At 47.2% G+C, this 20,365-nt stretch carries 19 protein-coding genes; 8 read left to right on the forward strand and 11 right to left on the reverse strand.

The window, feature by feature from the left end:
• Positions 1-2: 2 nt before the first annotated feature.
• Positions 3-1,157 carry an efflux RND transporter periplasmic adaptor subunit gene (locus ACO1PK_RS06400; RefSeq protein ID WP_423187841.1) on the reverse strand — a complete coding sequence of 385 codons (1,155 nt, stop codon included), beginning with the start codon at positions 1,155-1,157 and terminating at the stop codon, positions 3-5.
• 316 nt (positions 1,158-1,473) lie between these two features.
• On the opposite strand from ACO1PK_RS06400, the gene ACO1PK_RS06405 reads away from it, so the two are divergent.
• On the forward strand, positions 1,474-2,109 hold the full coding sequence (locus ACO1PK_RS06405) for an NAD(P)H-dependent oxidoreductase (RefSeq protein WP_423187842.1): 636 nt from the start codon (positions 1,474-1,476) through the stop codon (positions 2,107-2,109).
• 106 nt (positions 2,110-2,215) lie between these two features.
• On the opposite strand, the gene ssb is transcribed toward ACO1PK_RS06405, so the two are convergent.
• On the reverse strand, positions 2,216-2,815 hold the full coding sequence (gene ssb, locus ACO1PK_RS06410) for a single-stranded DNA-binding protein (protein ID WP_423187843.1): 600 nt from the start codon (positions 2,813-2,815) through the stop codon (positions 2,216-2,218).
• A gap of 23 nt (positions 2,816-2,838) precedes the next feature.
• On the reverse strand, positions 2,839-4,209 hold the full coding sequence (locus tag ACO1PK_RS06415; protein WP_423188175.1) for an MFS transporter: 1,371 nt from the start codon (positions 4,207-4,209) through the stop codon (positions 2,839-2,841).
• 263 nt (positions 4,210-4,472) lie between these two features.
• On the opposite strand from ACO1PK_RS06415, the gene uvrA reads away from it, so the two are divergent.
• The 3 genes from uvrA to ACO1PK_RS06430 all read left to right on the forward strand — a co-directional run bounded on the left by uvrA (position 4,473) and on the right by ACO1PK_RS06430 (position 7,972).
• The gene (gene uvrA / locus ACO1PK_RS06420) at positions 4,473-7,295 is read left to right on the forward strand and encodes an excinuclease ABC subunit UvrA (RefSeq protein WP_423187844.1); all 2,823 of its coding nucleotides are present in this window, start codon (positions 4,473-4,475) and stop codon (positions 7,293-7,295) included.
• Positions 7,296-7,361: 66 nt separating this feature from the next.
• Positions 7,362-7,685: a type II toxin-antitoxin system RelE/ParE family toxin gene (locus tag ACO1PK_RS06425; RefSeq protein ID WP_423187845.1), complete on the forward strand. Its 324-nt coding sequence runs from the start codon at positions 7,362-7,364 to the stop codon at positions 7,683-7,685.
• Complete coding sequence (locus ACO1PK_RS06430; protein ID WP_423187846.1) at positions 7,682-7,972, forward strand: helix-turn-helix domain-containing protein; 291 nt, start codon at positions 7,682-7,684, stop codon at positions 7,970-7,972. The genes ACO1PK_RS06425 and ACO1PK_RS06430 overlap by 4 nt, the downstream gene beginning before the upstream one ends.
• Positions 7,973-8,131: 159 nt before the next feature.
• Here the strand turns inward: ACO1PK_RS06430 and ACO1PK_RS06435 are convergent, their stop codons facing one another.
• Together ACO1PK_RS06435 and ACO1PK_RS06440 are read right to left on the reverse strand one after the other, a co-directional pair.
• Positions 8,132-8,572, reverse strand: coding sequence for a hypothetical protein (locus tag ACO1PK_RS06435; RefSeq protein ID WP_423187847.1), 441 nt, complete (start codon positions 8,570-8,572; stop codon positions 8,132-8,134).
• Positions 8,573-8,726: 154 nt separating this feature from the next.
• Positions 8,727-10,049 (reverse strand): serine hydrolase domain-containing protein, encoded by a 1,323-nt coding sequence (locus ACO1PK_RS06440; RefSeq protein WP_423187848.1) that lies wholly within the window; start codon positions 10,047-10,049, stop codon positions 8,727-8,729.
• 206 nt (positions 10,050-10,255) lie between these two features.
• Between ACO1PK_RS06440 and ACO1PK_RS06445 the strand changes: the two genes are divergently transcribed.
• Positions 10,256-12,286, forward strand: coding sequence for a prolyl oligopeptidase family serine peptidase (locus tag ACO1PK_RS06445; protein ID WP_423187849.1), 2,031 nt, complete (start codon positions 10,256-10,258; stop codon positions 12,284-12,286).
• A 142-nt stretch (positions 12,287-12,428) separates the two neighbouring features.
• On the forward strand, positions 12,429-12,821 hold the full coding sequence (locus tag ACO1PK_RS06450; protein ID WP_423187850.1) for a DUF4920 domain-containing protein: 393 nt from the start codon (positions 12,429-12,431) through the stop codon (positions 12,819-12,821).
• A gap of 110 nt (positions 12,822-12,931) precedes the next feature.
• Here the strand turns inward: ACO1PK_RS06450 and ACO1PK_RS06455 are convergent, their stop codons facing one another.
• From ACO1PK_RS06455 to ccoG, 3 genes are all read right to left on the reverse strand, one after another.
• Positions 12,932-13,567, reverse strand: a complete 636-nt coding sequence (locus ACO1PK_RS06455) for a thiol:disulfide interchange protein DsbA/DsbL (protein WP_423187851.1) — start codon at positions 13,565-13,567, stop codon at positions 12,932-12,934.
• 104 nt (positions 13,568-13,671) lie between these two features.
• Positions 13,672-14,667: a serine/threonine protein kinase gene (locus ACO1PK_RS06460; RefSeq protein ID WP_423187852.1), complete on the reverse strand. Its 996-nt coding sequence runs from the start codon at positions 14,665-14,667 to the stop codon at positions 13,672-13,674.
• A 4-nt stretch (positions 14,668-14,671) separates the two neighbouring features.
• Positions 14,672-16,099: a cytochrome c oxidase accessory protein CcoG gene (gene ccoG, locus ACO1PK_RS06465; protein ID WP_423187853.1), complete on the reverse strand. Its 1,428-nt coding sequence runs from the start codon at positions 16,097-16,099 to the stop codon at positions 14,672-14,674.
• 176 nt (positions 16,100-16,275) lie between these two features.
• On the opposite strand from ccoG, the gene ACO1PK_RS06470 reads away from it, so the two are divergent.
• Entirely contained in the window at positions 16,276-16,638 is a 363-nt protein-coding gene (locus ACO1PK_RS06470; RefSeq protein ID WP_423187854.1) for a hypothetical protein, read from the forward strand.
• A gap of 14 nt (positions 16,639-16,652) precedes the next feature.
• Positions 16,653-17,075 carry a DUF3010 family protein gene (locus ACO1PK_RS06475; protein ID WP_423187855.1) on the forward strand — a complete coding sequence of 141 codons (423 nt, stop codon included), beginning with the start codon at positions 16,653-16,655 and terminating at the stop codon, positions 17,073-17,075.
• Here ACO1PK_RS06475 and ACO1PK_RS06480 read toward each other — a convergent pair.
• The 3 genes from ACO1PK_RS06480 to ACO1PK_RS06490 form a co-directional block, all read right to left on the reverse strand.
• Entirely contained in the window at positions 17,072-17,377 is a 306-nt protein-coding gene (locus ACO1PK_RS06480) for a ribbon-helix-helix protein, CopG family (RefSeq protein WP_423187856.1), read from the reverse strand. The genes ACO1PK_RS06475 and ACO1PK_RS06480 overlap by 4 nt on opposite strands.
• Complete coding sequence (locus ACO1PK_RS06485; RefSeq protein ID WP_423187857.1) at positions 17,364-18,062, reverse strand: AAA family ATPase; 699 nt, start codon at positions 18,060-18,062, stop codon at positions 17,364-17,366. The genes ACO1PK_RS06480 and ACO1PK_RS06485 overlap by 14 nt, the downstream gene beginning before the upstream one ends.
• 338 nt (positions 18,063-18,400) lie before the next feature.
• Complete coding sequence (locus tag ACO1PK_RS06490; protein ID WP_423187858.1) at positions 18,401-20,338, reverse strand: DNA topoisomerase III; 1,938 nt, start codon at positions 20,336-20,338, stop codon at positions 18,401-18,403.
• Positions 20,339-20,365 lie beyond the last annotated feature (27 nt).

The following is a 20,365-nucleotide window of genomic DNA, read 5'->3' on the forward strand; positions in this document are numbered from 1 at the left end:
CCTTAGTTAACCGCTGCCGGTTCGTCAGCAATCACTTCTACCGCCCGACCCGGTCTTAAGCGATCTAAGCCCTCTAATGCCACTTGGGTACCGGCTTCCAGCCCGCTTAAAATGGCCACTAAACCATTATCTACCGCGCCTAGCTGCACTTGACGGATTTGTGCTTTGTTATTTTCAATCACATACACATAGGTCCCAGCCGAGCCATATTGCACGGCATCCTGCGGAATGGTTACCACATCTTGTTTAACCGCGACGTTAAGCCGCACATTGACAAACTGGTTAGGAAACAGCTCTTCTTGCGCATTCGCAAACTCAGCCTTTAGACGTAAGGTACCGGTCGCAGCATCAATTTGATTATCCAAAGTCGTTAAGGCGCCGACACTCAGCAGCTCACGCTCGGCCCGATCCCACGCTTCCACGGTCAATGACTCGCCTGAGCGAAAGGCGGTTCTCACCTGCTGTAACTGGCTTTCTGGAATGGCAAACACCACTGTGATCGGTGAGCTTTGGGTGATAGTGACTAACCCCGTACTGTTATTGGCTTGGATGAGGTTACCCGCATCAACCCGACGTAAGCCTAAGCGGCCACTGATCGGCGCAAAAATTTTGGTATAGGAAAGTTGTAATTTGGCGGCATCTAGCTGCGCTTGGTTACTCTTTAAGCTGCCCTTTAGTTGCTCAACTAACGCCACTTGATTGTTATATTGCTGCGCGGAAATTGAGCTCTGCTCCCGTAAACGGCTGTACAGCGCCAGATCGGCTTCAGCATTTTTCAGTTGCGCGAGATTTTGCTCTAACTGCCCTTGCGCCTGTGCCAGCTGCACTTGGTAATCCGCGGTATCGATTTCTGCGAGTAATTGCCCCTGCTCAACTTTATCGCCCTCATTAAAATGCAGTTTTTGCAGTGGGCCTGAGACCCGGCTTTGTACCACCACGGTATTGAGTGGTGTCACAGTACCGATCGCTTTAACTTGTACCCGTAAGTCGCTTGGCGCCGCGGTAATCACTCTCACTGGCACCGGCATGGCCCACGGACTCATGGGGCGTTGTGCAGTGGGTGCTGGAGCGGCTGCTTTTGGCCAAAAATGATAGGTGACAGCCGCCACTACTGCTAGGGAAATTGCTGCCAATACTGCTTTTTTCTGCCATGCCATTTTACTTTTATCCTTTTGTCCTGAATCTAAACGAGCAAGCTATCATTATTTGCTCAATTGGAATTACTTTGCTGGCGCCAACTATAAAGGGCTGTAAGCCATCGCTCAATGCTGCTTACGTCAAGATTTGGTAAAGATGGCAAAGCTTTCGATAAAGCGCGGTATTACAGCGGCAAAGCGCACGCTCGGCTTGCACTACATTGTCTTAGGATGCACACAAACCTCAGCCCACTTAGCGTTTATTTTTTAAGCGCCCCTTGAAACTATGACTGGTCGTACCAACTTTGGTTACACTTACCAGACAAAGGAGCACATGATGTCAAACACACTCGAACTGCTAAATTGGCGCTATGCCACCAAAAAAATGCAAAGCGATGCCACAGTACCAGCCGACAAGCTGGAGATTATTTTAGAAGCGATCCGCCTAAGCGCCAGCTCGAGCGGCTTACAGCCTTATCAGGTATTGGTTATTACTGATCCGGCGATTAAACAGCAGATCCGCGAAGTCGCTTGGAATCAATCACAGGTGACTGACTGCTCGCATCTACTGGTGTTTGCTGCCTGGGATAATTACACCACCGAGCGCATCAATATGATGTTCGATTTAGTCAACGAGCAACGTGGTTTTAAAAACGAAGGTTGGGAAGCCTACCGGCAAAAGTTACTGGCCTATTATCCACAGCGCCCAGCCGAACAGAATTTTGAGCATGCAGCCCGTCAAGCTTATATTGGCTTAGGTTCAGCACTAATTGCCGCTGCCGAACAGCAGGTCGATACCACCCCGATGGAAGGCTTTGAACCAGAGCATGTGGATAAGATTTTAAACCTCGCAGAACTGGGGTTAAAGTCGGTGCTATTGTTACCACTGGGTTATCGCGAAGCAGCAGGCGACTGGTTAGTCGACCTGAAAAAGGTTCGCCGCGCACCTGCGGATTTTGTGATTAAGCGTTAATCAGCGCTGAAGCAGTAAGCCGCGACTAAGGCGATTTTACAAACAAAAAAACCTCGCGAAAATGCGAGGTTTTTTTATAGGCAGTCTTAATGCGCAAATTCCAGTTTTAGAATGGAATATCGTCATCAAAATCGATTGGTGGTTCCATTGGCGGCCGCTGTTGTGACTGCGCCGGCTGCTGATATCCGCCTTGTGGCTGAGCAGGTTTCTGATAACCACCTTGCTGTGGCGGCTGATAATTTTGCTGTGGCGCCTGTTGATAGGCTGGTGCAGCTTGCTGTGGGGCATTTTGCTGTGGCGCACGCGGCTGATAACCACCTTGCTGACCGCCGCCCATACCACCACCCATACCGCCTTGCTGGCCTTCACCACGGCCATCCAACATTTGCAGTTCATTTGCCACGATCTCGGTGGTGTAACGCTCAATGCCGTCTTTATCGGTCCACTTACGGGTTTTTAATTTACCTTCAATATAGACCTTCGAGCCTTTGCGTAAATACTCACCGGCAATTTCTGCTAAACGCTGATAAATGACTACACGGTGCCATTCGGTTTGCTCTTTACGTTCGTTGGTAGCCTTGTCGGTCCAGCTTTCTGAAGTAGCGATGGTCATATTCGCAACAGCACCGCCTTGCGGCATATAACGCACTTCTGGATCGGCACCCAGATTACCAACTAAGATTACTTTATTAATTCCACGCGCCATGCGTATATCTCCTGCAAAAAATGTTACTGGTTGCCAGCGGCAACCAAAGACTGAGCCTGCGCTAATTCAAACTGCTGTGCGCTAACTTTTAAATAGCAACGTTGTTCTGCCAACAGTATTGTCACCTCTTGTACCCCCGCCAGCGCGGCTAACTTAGCAGCTAAACGGCTGGCTTGTTGCTCGCTGCTTACCGCAACGGCTAACGACAGACGCTGGGCGCGGGCAGGTAACTGCATGGTACTCGCAATTGCTAACCATACTAAACCAATTAGCGCTAGTACCGCAAATATCGCGCTAAAACTATAATGCTGTGCAATAACCCCTCCTAGCAAGCCGCCTAAAAAGGCACCAAAAAATTGGCTACTAGAAAATACACCCATCGCACTACCACGTTGCCCGGCTGGTGCCACCCGTGACACTAGCGCCGGCAAGCTGGCCTCTAGATAATTAAAGCCAACAAAGAACACCAACAGTGCCAAAACCAGCCCTGGCAGCGTTGCCACCTGCCAGCAAATTAACATTGCTATAACTAATAATAGAACATTAATTAAAAAATAGCGTTTTTCTTGCTGCCGCCGCATGGCAATAATCATCATCGGCACCATAAACACAAAGGATAACAGCAGCACGGGTAAATAAACCTGCCAATGTTGCTCGGCGGCTAATTGCTGCTGGCTCAGCAAGGCTGGCAAAGCCACAAACATCGCAGTAAGCATTAAATGCAGCAGCAATACCCCCAGATCCAAGCGCAACAACTGACCATGTTTTAGCATCGCTGCCAAGCTTTGTGGCAACGCCAGCGTTTCAGCCATCGGGGCTTTGCTGACACTTTTCGGCACTAACAAGGCCACAATTAACATGGCACAGCTGGCCAACACGGCAGTAAACCAGAAAACACCACTCAGCCCCGCCCATTTTGCCAATAAAGGGCCGGCAACCATGGCCAGCGCAAAAGATAAACCAATACTGGCGCCAATTATGGCCATCACCTTGGGTCTTTGCTCTTCACGGGTCAGATCTGCCGCCAGCGCTAAAATGGCACCGGCAATGGCGCCTGCGCCCTGTAACACCCGCCCCAGTGTGACCATATACACACTGTCGGCCAAGGCCGCAACGACTGAGCCGAGCACAAACAACGACAAACCCAACAACATAACTTTATGCCGACCAATTTTGTCGGACAGCCAACCAAAAGGAATTTGTAACATAGCTTGGGTTAAGCCATAGGCACCAATCGCCAAGCCAATCCAGAGCGGCGAAAAACCGGCCAACTGTTCGCCATACAGCGCAAAAACGGGCAATAACATAAAAAGCCCGAGCATACGGGTAGAAAATACCAATGCCAGTGCTATGGCGGCACGCTTTTCCAGAGAATTAAGTTGATGCATTCCGATGCTAGCAAGGGGTTGATTAAACAAGACTGGCAGTTTAACACAAAAACCGCTGCCAGCGGCAGACCTAAGTATTTGCCGCACGGCCAGACCAAAATCGCTATTGTTACGTAATCTTGGCATGACAACCTAGCGGGCGTTTTTTTATAAGATACATCACGCCAATTTTGCTGCACAAAAGCTAGAGGATTCAGTGTGGCAATCACACCCCAACATAGTGTATATTTGTACAGCACAGCGCCAGCCCTCAGTTACCGGAAGCCGTTATGGATAAAATTGATATTCGGGGTGCACGCACCCACAACTTAAAAAATATTTCGCTGCAAATTCCACGCGATAAACTGATCGTGATCACTGGTTTATCGGGCTCTGGTAAATCCTCGCTGGCCTTTGATACTCTTTATGCCGAGGGGCAACGCCGTTATGTTGAGTCGCTTTCTGCTTATGCCCGACAGTTTTTGAGTTTGATGGAAAAACCCGATGTCGATCATATTGAAGGCTTATCGCCCGCCATTTCGATTGAGCAAAAATCCACCTCGCATAATCCACGCTCTACCGTTGGTACCATTACCGAAATTTACGATTATCTGCGCTTATTATTTGCTCGAGTAGGCGAGCCACGCTGTCCAGAGCATGATTTACCGCTGGCGGCACAAACCATTAGCGAAATGGTGGATAAAGCCACGGCCTTCCCAGAAGGCACCAAGCTGATGGTGTTAGCGCCCGTTGTGCAAGAACGCAAAGGCGAACACATAAAAACCTTGGAAAGCTTAGCGGCACAAGGCTATGTGCGGGCACGCATTGATGGCGAGATTTGGGATTTATCTGACCCACCAAAGCTCGATTTACAGAAAAAACATACCATTGAAGTGGTGGTCGACCGGATTAAAGTACGGGACGATATTAAACTGCGCTTAGCCGAATCGTTTGAAACCGCGCTGCAACTCTCTGGCGGCGTGGCTCGCGTGGCGTTAATGGACGACCCTGCTGCGGAAGAATTAGTTTTTTCGGCCAACTACGCCTGCCCAACCTGCGGCTATTCGATGACCGAGTTGGAGCCGCGGCTGTTCTCGTTTAATAACCCCGCTGGTGCTTGTCCTAGCTGTGATGGCTTAGGCGTAAAACAATTCTTTGATCCGAAAAAAGTCATTGTCAGTGACGAACTTAGCCTAGCCGGCGGCGCGATTCGCGGTTGGGATAAACGCAATTTTTATTATTTTCAAATGCTCAAAGCCCTGTCGGAGCATTACGATTTTCAGCTAGACGTACCCTTCAGCAGCCTAAGTAAAAAACACCAAGACGCCATCTTATATGGCAGTGGCACTAAGGTGATTGATTTTAAATACTTAAATGATCGCGGCGATATTGTGCAGCGCAGCCATCCGTTTGAAGGTATCTTACCGAATATGGAGCGGCGCTATCGCGAAACCGAATCCAATTCGGTACGGGAAGAGCTTAGCAAATACTTGGCCAGCCAACCTTGCCCCAGCTGTCATGGCACCCGCCTGCGCACCGAAGCGCGGCATGTGTTTATTGGTCAAACCAACTTACCGCAAGTGGTCGAATTGGCCATTGGCGATTGCTTAGCCTTTTTCCAGCAATTACAACTGACTGGCCAACGCGCGAAAATTGCCGAAAAAGTGCTAAAAGAAATTCAGGACAGGCTGCAGTTTTTGGTGAATGTTGGCCTGAATTATCTTAACTTATCCCGCAGTGCGGAAACCCTCTCCGGTGGCGAAGCGCAGCGTATTCGCTTAGCCAGCCAAATTGGTGCCGGCTTAGTCGGCGTAATGTATGTACTGGATGAACCCTCTATTGGTTTGCATCAACGCGATAATGATCGCTTGCTTGGCACCCTGACTCATCTGCGCGATCTGGGTAATACCGTGATTGTGGTAGAGCATGATGAAGACGCGGTGCGCATGGCCGACCATATTATCGATATTGGCCCCGGCGCCGGTGTGCATGGTGGCCATATTGTCGCTCAGGGCAGCCTGCAGCAAATTATGGCAGAACCCGAATCACTCACTGGCCAATATATGGCCGGTACACGCAAAATTGCCGTGCCAGCAACGCGCACACCCCTTACCGATAAATGGTTGGAAGTATTAGGCGCTACCGGTAATAACCTGAAAAATGTTGATATGGCCATTCCTTTTGGTGTAATGACCTGCATCACGGGCGTGTCTGGCTCGGGTAAATCTACACTGATCAACGATACGCTATTTCGCGTTGCCCATCGGGTGCTAAATAAAGGCGAAGGCAGCGATCCAGCACCGCATAAAGCCATTAAAGGGCTGGAACATTTTGATAAAGTGATCGATATCGATCAAAGCCCGATTGGCCGCACCCCACGTTCTAATGCCGCCACCTATACCGGTATTTTTACCGCCGTGCGCGAAATGTTTGCGGGTACCCAAGAAGCGCGCTCACGCGGTTATCAGGTCGGCCGCTTTAGCTTTAACGTCAAGGGAGGGCGCTGCGAAGCTTGTCAAGGCGATGGCGTATTAAAGGTCGAAATGCACTTTTTACCCGACGTGTACGTACCCTGCGATGTTTGTAAAGGCAAACGCTACAACCGCGAAACGCTGGAAATTAAATACAAAGGTAAAAATATTCACGAAGTGTTGGATATGACGGTGGAAGATGCACTGGAATTCTTTGAGGCCATCCCCGCTATTAAACGCAAAGTGCAAACACTTATGGATGTAGGGCTAAGCTATATTAAGCTTGGGCAGTCCGCTACCACCTTGTCTGGCGGTGAAGCGCAGCGGGTAAAACTGGCGCGCGAACTCAGTAAACGTGATACCGGCAAAACCCTGTATATTCTGGACGAGCCGACCACCGGCCTGCATTTTTACGATATCCAACAACTGCTGAATGTTCTGCACCGGCTGCGCGATCACGGCAACACCATAGTGGTGATTGAGCATAACCTCGACGTGGTAAAAACCGCAGATTGGGTAATAGATTTAGGCCCAGAGGGCGGCAGCGGTGGCGGGGAGATCCTGATTGCGGGTACGCCAGAGCAAGTTGCAGCCTGTGAGAAGTCTTACACGGGGAAATATTTAAAGCCGATGTTGGGGTAATTTTTGTCTGAATATTAGACAAAGCACACCCAACCAGTTATCATATACGATAACAAGCGAGTAATCATGAACTGGAAAATTGATTTTTATCATGGAGTAGATGAGCAAATTCTAGCAATGCCGCCGAAGATCCAAGCCAGAATGATCAAATTACTGGAGCTTATGGAAAAACACGGGGCAAACCTCGGACCACCTCACACCGAAGCGATGGGAGGTGGTTTATTTGAGATTAGGGCAAAAGCACAAGAAGGGATTGGACGAGGACTATTTTGCTATTTACAAGGCAAACATATTTACGTTTTACATGCCTTTATTAAAAAGTCGCAAAAGACGCCAACGGCCGATTTAGCTTTGGCCCGGCAGAGACAAAAAGAGGTGCAACAGGTATGAGTTTAGAGCAGTTAAAACAGCGAGCCTTATCCAATCCGGAAGTAAAAGCAGAGTATGAGCAATTAGAAGGCGAATTCAAACTTATTGATCAGCTCATTACCATGCGAACTGATGCAGGGCTTACTCAGGCTCAACTTGCTGAGATAATGCACACCCAAAAGAGCAATATCAGCCGTTTAGAAAGGGGTAATGCCAATCCAAGTTGGAGCACACTGACCAAATATGCGCAAGCATGTGGTTTTGAATTAACACTGAAACCAAACAAGTTATCTGAACATCAACGTTAAGCAGGTCGCTTTGCCAGAAACACTATAACAAACGCCGCACCTGTTGCCGGTAGCGCCAGTTACGCAAAAAATGGCGCAGAAAAGTGTGTAGTTTAGACATTTTTATGCGCAAAAAAGTGCTGAAAATTACATTTTTGTGCGCATAAAAGTGTAGTAAGCCTACTCTGCCAAATACCGCTTTAGCGTTTCGACTCGCTTAGGGCGGTTAAATAATCCATACAGTTCCAGCCAGTCGCTGGCGGGCATAAAGCACATGTTGTCTTGCCAAAAGCAGCGCTCAGGGTGAAAGGTCCACTCAATTAGCTGACCTTGTTGCAATACAGCAATGCCGGCCATCAGTTCAATATCGCGTGCACCACTTTGGCTAAAACGAGCAAAGTGGCGGGTAACAAAATCGGCATGCAGGGTAACGGCTTCTGGCTGATAGTGCTGAGCTAACAGCCGGCAAATAGTGTCGAAATCTTCTTCACGGCATACTACATCGATATCACCAGGCTGTGCTTCTAGCCCCAGCTGCCAAAGTAAGCAACTGCCGCCAATACCAAAGGGAAACGGCTGCAACAAAGCAGAAAGCTGCTGTAATTGTGCTGCTAAATTCATACAAAATACCCTTAAACACTCTGCTAAAAAGCCTACCTCTTAAAAGTGCTATCTTTATTACAACACCAGAGCGTAACAAGAATATTTTCTCCTGCGCAGTCAGCCTTTGCAAGCAACGGATAACGGCGCAAAATGCTTGCATCAATAAATCATTTTAGTCTTGCGCTAACAAATAATCCGCCAGTGCCTGCCAAGCAGGTAAGGAAATAGGGTCATTCGCGGTATTACCGGCCGTGGGATGGCTGGCAAAGCGAGCAATGACTAATTCTGCAGTAGGATTAATATATAAGGTTTGGCCATGTACGCCACGCGCCATAAAAGCACCTTGCGGATTATGGGTAACCCACCACATATTGCGATAACTCCAGCCGGGTAACAGCGAATAACCTGCTTTCGCAAAATTAGCTTTGTCGCCGCCTTGGCGGATATCAGCTATCGCTTTTGCCGGAATAACTTGCTGGCCATTAGCAACACCGTTATTGCGCACTAATTCACCGAAACGGGCTAAATCACGCAATCCCAAATTTAAACCACCACCGGCAAAGGGTGTACCGGTTGAATCAACTGTCATATAGGCATCTTGCTCTACCCCTAGCTTTTGCCAGATGCGCTCCGATAATAGCTGCGCCACATTTTTCCCAGTTACCCGCGCTAGCACCCAGCCAAGTGCATCGGTATTCGCCGTACGATAATGAAAAGCTTCGCCATGTTCACCCTCGGCCTGCACGGTTTGCAAAAACTCAAAATAAGAGCGCGGCCCCTGATAATCTTTAGGTTTTGGTAAAGGGCTACCGGCATTAGCATGCGCCCACACTTCAGCATTGGGATCGCTGTAATCTTCACTAAAGCGGATGCCAGTGGTCATATCCATAACTTGGCGCACCGTGGCACTACCAAAAGCCGACTTAGCTAACTCTGGTACATAAGAATCCACTCTAGCATTGGCATCTAACACACCTTCAGCGACCAGCATCGCCGCCAAGGTGCCGGTAAAGGTTTTGGTCACCGACATAGCCGCATGCTGGCCCATGTCGTTTAACACACCAAAATAACGCTCATAAATAATTTGGCCACGGTGCAGCACGACAATACCGTCGGTATAATTTTCCAGCAGCGATTGCTGCCAACTGATAGGCTGATCAGCCCCCAAGGGGTAAAAAGTCAGCTTGTCTATACCCGCATCAAGCTGTGTGGGTAACTGCTGAGCAGACGCCAAACCCCGTGCTACATTAACGGTTGGCATCAGCTGCCGAAAGTTAGCGACGCTCCAGCGCATTTGCGGAAATTGAAAATAACTACCATCATCAAAGCGGATTTGTTTATCCACTGGTGGTGGTGCGCCTTGCATCCAGCCTAAAGCCGCGGGATCACTCGCTATGGCATTGGGAACGTTCTTGGTATTAGCAAGCGCAGGGAGCAGCAGTAAAGCGCTAAAACTGCTGGCTAAGATCAGTGTGTGTAGCCGAGTTTTCATCATCGTATATTCCTTTTTGAACAATGAGTGTAGCCCTGAATTGTCACTTTGTACCTAAATACCCTAGATTTAGTCGAAATAACGCCATCAAAGCCACCACAATAGCGACAGGTGCTCTATCGGTTGCGGCAAAATTATGAAGCAAAATGCCACTTTATGCTAACATCCAACACAGCTTACGAATCACCCTAACAACTTGGAGTTCTATAATGAAAAAACTACAGCTATTGCTGTTGTTTGTATTGCTGCCATTTTTGGCTTATGCAAGCAACGCAGAAGACAAAAGTTTAAGTATTGAACGTATGTGGCAACTTGAGCGCATTGGCGCACCGGTTGCCTCAGCAGATGGCAAATTTATTGTTGCCCCTGTTACCCGCTTTGATGTGAAAGCCGATCAAGGCCATACCCGTTTATGGTTGTTTAGCGCCGATGGCAAACAACAGCGCCCTCTAACTGTTGACGGTATGCGCGCCAGCGAAGCCACTTTTTCACCTGATGGCAGTACCTTAGCCTTTATCAGCCAACGTCATAAAGACGATGCTGGCCAGATTTATTTATTACCTTTAACCACACCGGGCGAAGCACAGCGCTTAACCGAAGTGCCGACCGGCGTATACGGCATTAAATGGGTGGGCGAGCACCTGTACTTTATCAGCCGGGTTTGGCCAGGTAAAAGCTGGGAAGAAATGGCTACCCAGCTAAAAGCCAATAAAGATAAAAAGATGTCGGCTTGGCAGTGGAATGCGTTACCGTATTCGCACTTTGATCACTGGATTGATGAAAACCGCCAAGCGCATGTGTTTCGCATTGCCGCTAAGGGTGGCGAGGTACAGCCAGTTACCCAGCCACTGGGTTTAGAATTACCGCGCTCAAGCCAAGGCGCCAGCAGCTATGATATTCACCCACAAGAGCGTTATATTGCCTTTAATGCTAATGGTTCCAGCAATACCGTAGATCCGAAAATTGATATTTTCTTAGCGGCTATTGGTAGCGATAAAGCGGACAATATCACCCCAGATAACCAAGCACCGGATAGCAACCCAACCTTTAGCCCAGATGGCAAAAGCTTAGCCTTTAGCCGCCAGCGTATCCATGGCTTTTATGCCGATACCGCCCGCTTAATGGTGTATGACTTAGCTGGCAAAACCAGCCGTGAATTGACCACAAACTGGGATCGCTCTGTTAATAACTTTATCTGGAGTGCTGATAGCCGTGGTTTCTTCGCCAGTATTGACGATGCCGGCACGAATCGTTTGTACCAGATTGACGCGCGTAATGGTAAACAACGTGCTATCACCAAAGACACCAGCTTTGGCCGCCCTGCATTAGCCGGCAAAAATACGCTAGTGACGACTAATGAAAGCTTTTTATTTCCAGCGCGTTTAGTCACGGTAGATGCTCGCAATGGCAACACCCGTCGTTTAGATAGTTTTAACAATGAACTGTTAGCGCAAACAGAACTTGGCACCTATGAATCAGTAACTTACAAAGGTGCTGATGGTAACGATATTCAAATGTGGGTGCATTACCCAGCAGGCTTTGATAAATCGAAGAAATATCCGCTATTCCTGTTAATTCATGGTGGCCCACATAATGCCATTACCGATAGCTTTAGCTATCGTTGGAATGCGCAAACTTTCGCTTCTTGGGGTTATGTGACGGCTTGGCCAAACTTCCATGGTTCTAGCGGTTTTGGGCAGGACTTTGCCGATGCCATTAACCCAGATTGGCGCACTAAGCCTCTGGCCGATATTCAAGCGGCTACCGCCTGGTTCCAAAATCAACCGTGGATTGATAGCGATCGCATGGTAGCAGGTGGTGCCAGTTATGGTGGTTACCTAACCTCGATTTTATTAGGCACAGAGCATCCGTTTAAAGCGCTGTTGATCCATGCGGCGGTATACAATATGTATTCGCAAATGGCAGCTGACTTTGCCGTGCATTCCACCCGCTTTGGCAATTACTGGGATAATCCAGAGATCTATAAGAGCATTTCACCACACTACTTTGCCGGTAACTTTAACACTCCAACGCTAGTGATCCACGGTCAGTTAGACTACCGCGTGCCAGTAGGTCAGGGTTTTGAGTTATTCCGCACCTTGCAAAGTCGTGGTGTAGAATCGCGGATGATTTACTTCCCAGACGAAAATCACTGGATCTTAAAACCGAATAATTCAATTTATTGGTATAACCAAGTAAAAGACTGGATGACCCGCTTCGCTGAACCAGGCGCCCGTTAAGCTGACCAAGGGCAACCAAGCACTGCCGCTTTAACAGTTTGCTTGGTTGCCGTAATGATCTGATACTGTTCAGATAGCGCTTGCTTCCATGATAAACCACATGGCAAGATGTAAATGCGTATTACTCTTATTAATGGTGACAATGATGAAATTAACCGCTGGAATTTTGAGTCTTTTACTGGCTAGCAGTAGTGCCTTTGCCGCGCCAGTTACCTTTGGTGATGCCGTAAATAAACAACAAGTTACCGCTGTAGCCAGTATTTTAGCTACCCCTGCAACTTATTTAGAGCAGCAGGTCACAGTAGTAGGCGAAGTAACGGGTGTTTGCAGTAAGCAACATTGCTGGATGACCTTGGCGACAGCTGAAAATGAACCGCGCTTTCGCATTAAAGTGCGGGATGGCGATATGGTGTTTCCTTTAACAGCTAAAGGCAAAACAGCATATGCCACTGGCGTAGTCAAAGTATGGCCGCAAGGTGAAGGTAATGCCGATGCTTATCAGCTCGTGCCTACCGCAGTAGAAATCGCAGAATAATCTCGCGGCTTCAGCGCTACTAACAGATACTATAATTAAAAAACCCCAGATAGGCTTAGCCACTCTGGGGTTTTTAATTTTATAGCGCTAACTGCGGTACGCTAAAAAACTCAGTCTTTTGCTAACAAATATTCGACTAACTCTTGTAATTCTTCTTGCAAATTACGCTGATTCAAGCTGCTGTTATTAATACGGTATTTACCATTTACTATCAGCATCGGCACACCCGTTAGCACCTTACGGTTACTCAGCTCTTCCTGCTCTTTCGCCATTTGGCCAACCATGCCGCGCACCGAAAAACTACGCATGGCGCGGTCAAACTCCTCCGCAGACATGTCATTAATGAGGGCTAAACTACGAATATCGGCTTCTGAGCGAAAGGGTACTCGGCTTCTATGGATCTGGTTAAAAATAGCCGTGACCATTTCATCACCTTTACCTAGTGTTTTTGCTGACACAAAAGCGCGCGCTAAGGCGTTTTGAATTTCTGGCGCAGCGGCACGAATAAAATCAACATGAAACTTCTTAAATTCGACTCCCTCAGGTAAATTCTGCGCTAACTTTTGGGCAGTAGGCTCAAATGCAAAGCAGCCCCCACAATAAAACGAGAAATACTCTTTTACTTCCGGTTTTGCCGTTTTCTGCTCAGCGATGACATCGTAATGCTTACCTTGCTGAAAATTATTCGCCATAGCCGATAACGGTAACAACAGAGCAGCTGCAGCTGCTACTAACCACTTATTCATTTATTTTCCTCTGTTTAACTGTCTTTCTTAAGCTAGAAAATGCGTTATACCCTGCCTAAAACAGTATCCGCAGTATATCTGCGACTAGCCAGCTTAAATTACCATTAATAGTCAGGCGTTAAACTTAACACTGGTTGCTGGAGCAAAGCCAGCTGCTCTTTTAACGCCAAGCACTGCTGTTCCCAGTATTTGTCTGTCGCAAACCAAGGAAAGTTCATCACAAACGCCTGATCTTGCCAACGGCGCGCTAGCCAAGCCATGTAATGCACCATACGCATGGCACGCAGTGGCTCGATCAGTTTTAATTCAGCCAGATCAAAACTGCAATACTGTTCATATTCTTCCAGCATCAGCTCTAACGTCAAGCGTTGCTGTTGTCGATCACCAGAGAGCATCATCCAAATATCCTGCATAGCAGGCCCTGTTCGACAATCATCCAAATCAACAAAGAACGGACTTTCGCCAGTATAAAACAGATTCCCAGCATGACAATCACCATGCAGCCGGATTAGACGAGTAGGCTGATATTGGCGACTGGCTTCAGCAATCACTTGGGTTAAGGCCGAATCAAAGGCTGGCCGTAAATACGCTGGAATTAAATCTAGATCGGCCAGCACTTGCTGACTATCTCGTAAATGGCTGGCAATGCTAAGGCTAGGCCGAGCAATAAAAGGCTTTTTTTGACCAATTAAATGCATTCTGCCCAGAAAACGTCCCAGCAATGCCAGCTGATCATCATTATCAATTTCTAGGGTACGACCACCGCGACTGGGAAAAACCGTAAACAAGAAACCTTGATACTCGAGCAAACTCTGGCCGGCAAATAGCAATGGCGCCACCACCGGGATATCGGCTTCAACCAGCTCAAACGCAAATTGGTGCTCTTCGATAATTTGTGCCGCTGACCAACGCTCTGGCCGATAAAATTTCACCACCAGCTTTTGCGGTTGGCTGCCACCATCCCGATAAGCGCTAAATTGGTAAACCCGATTTTCATAGCTATTTAACGCCAAAAGGCCTGAACTAACGTCCAGGCCATAATGATGCAACGCATCGAGAATTAAATCGGGCTGCAGCGTTGAAAAATCAAAACGCTGCATGCTGTTAGCGACCAGCAAAGAATTTATTACCTTGGGATACACTCATCTCTGGCTTAGCGGCATCATGCACGCTAAAGGTTAAATCTAGCACCGGCTTTGTCGCATAGTAGGGATCCAAGGCTAAACTAATCACCACATTGCGACTCTCACCGCCAGCTAAGGTAACTTGTTGTGGTCCTAACCAGTTTACTTTGTCGATACCAGTGGCTGATAACACAAAGGTTTTTTCCTGCTGCGACTTATTGATAATACTCAAGGTGTAAGTATTTTCGATCAGGCCCTCTGGCGTTTCACGGAATAAGGCGCCTCGATCGCGAATAATATCCAGCTCCAGCGGTTTACGGATGGAGAGGTTAATCACAAACGCAATACAGACAATCACTAGCACCAAGAAGTAACCAATGAGCTTCGGCCGAAACACCTTCGCTGGTCGCCCCTGCAGCGTGTGCTCGGTGGTATAGCTAATCAAGCCTTTCGGATAACCCATTTTTTCCATTGTGTCGTCGCACGCATCAATACAAGCACCACAGTTGATACATTCGTATTGCAAGCCATTCCGAATATCGATCCCAGTGGGGCAAACATGCACACACAGATTGCAATCTATACAGTCGCCCAAACCTTTTTCTTTATAATTTGCGTCTTTTTTGCTGCGTGGGCCACGGTTTTCACCGCGTTTTTCATCATATGTAACAGTATAGGTATCTTTATCAAACATCGCTGATTGAAAGCGCGCATAAGGACACATGTGGGTACACATAATTTCGCGCATCCAACCGGCATTACCATAGGTACAAAAAGTGAAAATCAGCACAAACAGCACTGCCCAAAAACCGGCTTGCAAGGTAAAGAAATCTAAAAACAGCGGGCCAATTGGCGTAAAATAACCTACAAAAATTAAGGCGGTTAACAGGGCAAAAGCCAGCCAGCAAAGGTGAGTTAGCGCCTTACGCCAAAACTTATTAAAACTCATCGGCTCTTGATCCAGCTTCATGCGCTGGTTGCGAGTACCCTGAATTTTTTCTTCAAACCACATAAAGATAAAGGTCCACACGGTTTGCGGACACAAATAACCACACCACACCCGACCGTAAAAGGTGGTCACAAAAAACAGTGCGTAGGCCGCAATCATAAAGATCCAGGCCAGTAAGGTGAAATCCTGTGGCCACAACGTCAAGCCAAAAATATTGAATTTTTGCTCAAAGATATCAAACAAAATGGCTTGATGACCTTCATACTGTAGCCAAGGCAACACAAAGAACAGGGCCATAAAAACAAAGCCCATATTGCGGCGTAAACTCTGATGCAACCCTTTGACGGCTCGTACATAGATCCGATCACGCGAGGCATATTTCTTAGCAGTATTCCCTTCAGGGCGATGAATTTGCACTTCTACTGGAATATTTTTTACATCGATTTTTTGCTTATCCACCATAATTCCTCAAAGCATACATTTGTCGGCTGGGGTGTGCAGAGATTTATAGTATACCAGCCTTGTCCCATATTTCTTTGATATAAAATAATTCTAATATTCAAAAGATGCCCAAAGTAACGGAATTCCGTTAGAATGAGCGCTATTATTTCAGCAAAACACACTAGGCGAAGAATATGAAAAAATTCTTTTGGTTTGCCTTAATTATACTGTTGCTATTAACGTTTTCGGATAAAGAGCCAATTAAACCCTACAGAGATGCTGTTGTAGATCAAGTGGTCATGATGCTACCTGCCAGCTGGCAAGCTGATAATCAGGATTTGCTGACACTACAACAAGAGCTTAAAGCCTTAGGGGAGACATTAGGTCAAAGCCAACGAGAATTGTTAGCTAGGATCGCTACCGATAAAACCAGCGTAGCGCAATTTAGGCAACGTTATTGTATTAACAGAGAATTTGATCCGGTCCTCTTCGGCGAACCTTTGCAGAAAAGCTGCGCTATTGTAGAGCAATATATTCACCGTTTAGACGGTTTTTAACAGGACATTTATTTATGCGCGTATGCGGGATAGAAATTAAAGGTAGCGAAGCCATTCTTTGCTTAATGAGTAAAGATCAGGGGTTATTTTCACTGCCTGATTGTCGGCAAAATAGGCTGGTACTGACTCAAGATCATGATGCAGAGCAGATGCGTAAGTTTCAATTCGCCATGCGTAAACTGATTGAAGATTACAAAATTGAGCAGCTGATCATTAAAGAACGGCCGCAAAAAGGTAAATTTGCAGGGGGGGCAGTTGGCTTTAAAATAGAAGCGGCACTGCAACTGATTGATAACTGCCCAACAACGCTGTTGTCGGCTACCGCATTAAAAGAGCAAATTAAGCGCCACCCACTGCCGGTAGATTTTAAAGCTACCGGTTTAAAAGCGTTTCAGGAAACGGCTTACCTTAGCGCTTATGCGTTTTTAACCCGTTAATCAGTAGATTTTTGAGGGGCAACCTGCGCTAAATCGATATGCACAGCTTGGGTCGCCCGCAAAATTAATTTACGAATCAATTTCGACTTAGACTCACCGGTTAAGGCGCTTAGCTCTGCTAAGGCAGCAATCGCCTCTTCACTTAGCGTAAAGGTCGCGTGCCGCATCGGCAGCTTTGCTGTATCTACGTCTTCCGCTGCCAGTAGCGGCCGTAAACTGACTATTTGCGGCAGCCCCAAGGCATAATTGTTTGCATCATCAATAAAGGCTTCTACACTAAAGTTTGCTTTATTGGACGGCAAAGATTTTTTCTTCAGGTCGCTTAGCGCCATCTTCTTGTATCGCCTTCATCGACAGTAACTCTTCAATAATAGATCGGATTTCAGACGATGCTTTACCGTCGTTATCCACATCCATAACCGATAACCCTTTTTCTTCGCTATCATCATAAATATTACGGCTATAGGTAATATTTTCCAACACACGCAAGTTAAAACTTTTACAGACCTCTTTGGCATCCAAAATACGATTCGCTTGGTTAGGCAACGAGGGGCATTGCGTTAAAACACAACCGACAATCATCTCTGGATTAACCACATTACACGCACTGACTAAATCTTCCAAATGTTCCAGCGTTTTTAAATCCCGGCGCTTTGGCCGAAGAGGAAACAACACATGGCTAGCAACCACCATCGCTGAGCGTAATGCGACACTGTCTTGCCCGCCGCAATCTACCACCACCAGATCGTAATGCATTTCCAAACTTTTTAACTCGTAGCGGATTTTGCCATACATTTGTACGCAATTTAGCCAAGGTAGATTAGGATTCATATGGCGCTCTTGCACCCAATCAGACGTGGTACGCTGGGGATCGCAATCGACCAACATGACATTCGCATTTTTCTCTCTGGAAAAATAAACCGCAATATTTTGCGCCAAACAACTTTTGCCGCTACCGCCTTTTTCACCACCCACTAACAAAATCATTTGTGCATCCTCTTTGTTGGATCTCAAAACAGGCTGTCTAAATTGACACGACACTAATTAAGTGTAGGCGATATTTGCCAGATGACGAGTAAAGACAACACTCGCTGCCAACTGTCAAACCTAGATGCCAGCACCTAAGCACAGCATAGGACAAAGCTTCACATTCGATAAGTAAAGCTAATGCTTTAAGCTGCAAGCCTTGAACAGCAAGGTTTTGCTGCATATCACCTCCCCCCGCTATAACCCTTTTGGGTGATTTAAAAAGGGGTCAGAGCTAATTATTGCAGCAGAATTCTATAGTACTGAAATAGCTAGGAAAAACTTTGATTCTACGGAAATTAGCTCTGACCCCTTTTTGTAAGGCGTTTGCGTTTTTGAAACGGATTTTTGCCAAGGCCGTTTAAGCCTGCAAAGTGTTGTTTTTGCGCATCCACTTCACCCAGTAGTGCTTTTAAACCTTGCGCCAGCGGCAGCATAAAGTCGTTGTAACGTAGCCGTTTTTCGCAAATGGCTTCGAGTTGCGCCTCCCAGTGTGCCGTCATATCGGGCACGACCATGCGTTCGGGTAAACTGTTGATCAGCTTTTTACCAATTTCCGTTGCCCGAATTTCTTTGCCTTGTTTGGTGAGGAATTGCCGTTTAAATAGTAATTCGATAATGCCGGCACGGGTGGCTTCAGTACCCAAACCATCGGTTTCTCGCAGTATTTTCTTGATTTCTGGGTCGGTTACATAACGGGCGATACCGGTCATAGCAGCTAGTAAGGTGGCATCGGTGAAGTGTTTTGGTGGGCTGGTTTGCTTTTCAGCCAGCTGGCCATCAACGCAGTGCAGCACATCACCTTGCTTTACATCGGGTAGCGGATTAGGCGCAAAGTCGGCATCTTGTTCATTGTTTTTATCACCGGCTCTCACTGAAGTGATAAGCGCCTTCCAACCTTGCGCAATCACAGATTTTTGCTTGGCAATAAACAGGCCACCGGCCACTTCGCTATCAATTTGATGCTCTGCGTAAACAAAGGGCGGATAAAACTGCATTAAATACTGCCTGGCGATTAACTCATAAATTTGCAGCTCTTCACGGCTTAAACGGCTGGCATCCATACTGGTTGAGGTAGGAATAATCGCATGGTGGGCACCAACTTCGCTATCATTCCAAGCTTTGCTTTTTAGGCTTAAATCAGCTTCAGCCACCGCTTTATCCAGCACCACTGCGGTTTTGCGAATGGCACTGGTTACGGCATTACGCTCTGCATAATGCCCCGTTGGTAAATAACGGCAGTCGGAGCGGGGATAGGTAATCAGCTTATGGCGCTCATACAGTTGCTGGCAGATATCCAGCGTTTTTTGGGCATTTAGGTTAAAGCGTTTTGAAGCGTCAATTTGCAGTGTCGATAGGCTATAGGGTAGCGGCACATACTGCTTTTTTTGCTCACGCTTCACTGCTTTTACTTGGCCGGTTTGCCCAACCACCTTCTGTAATACGGTTTCCGCTAACTTTTTTAGCAGTACCCGCCCCTCTTCATCCTGATAAGGCTCACAGGCCGCGCTGGGTTGCCATTTGGCTTGAAAACGCTGTTTACCCACCGTTTCTAAGGTAACAAACACCTCATAAAACGGCTTAGCGATAAAACGCGCAATCTCTTGGTCGCGCTGCACGACCAACCCTAATACCGGCGTTTGCACGCGACCAATGGATAACACGCCCTGATAACCGACTTCCTGACCGAGTAAGGTACAAAGCCGAGTCATATTGATACCATACAACCAATCCGCGCGGGCACGCGCTAAAGCCGAGGTAGCCAGCGGAATAAAATCGGTATTGGGGCGTAAATCAGTTAAGGCTTTCTTGATGGCGGCAGGGTTCATGTCATTGACTAAACAGCGTTTGGCCGCTTCGCGTTTGGCTTTGCTAATTCCAGCATGGTTAATCACTTCATCGACTAACAGCTGCCCGACCCGATCCGGATCGCCCATATTGACGATAACACTGGCTTCTTTCAGCAGCTTTTTGACCGTAGTGTATTGCTTACTGGTTTCGCGTTTGATCTGATGTTTCCATTCAGCGGGAATAATCGGCAAATGATCTTTGCGCCATTTTTTATATGCAGGATCATACGCCTCTGGCTCGGCCTGTTCCAATAAGTGGCCAATGCACCAGGTCACCACATCACCGTTGGCCACTTTAATAAAGCCATCGCCTTTTTGATGTGGTTTGGGTAAGACTTCGGCGACAGCGCGGCCTACACTAGGTTTTTCTGCGATGTAAACAATCATAACCCAAATTTAACTGTATAAATAATC

Origin of the sequence: Alishewanella sp. d11, assembly GCF_049390205.1 — a bacterium.
Lineage (GTDB): Bacteria > Pseudomonadota > Gammaproteobacteria > Enterobacterales > Alteromonadaceae > Alishewanella.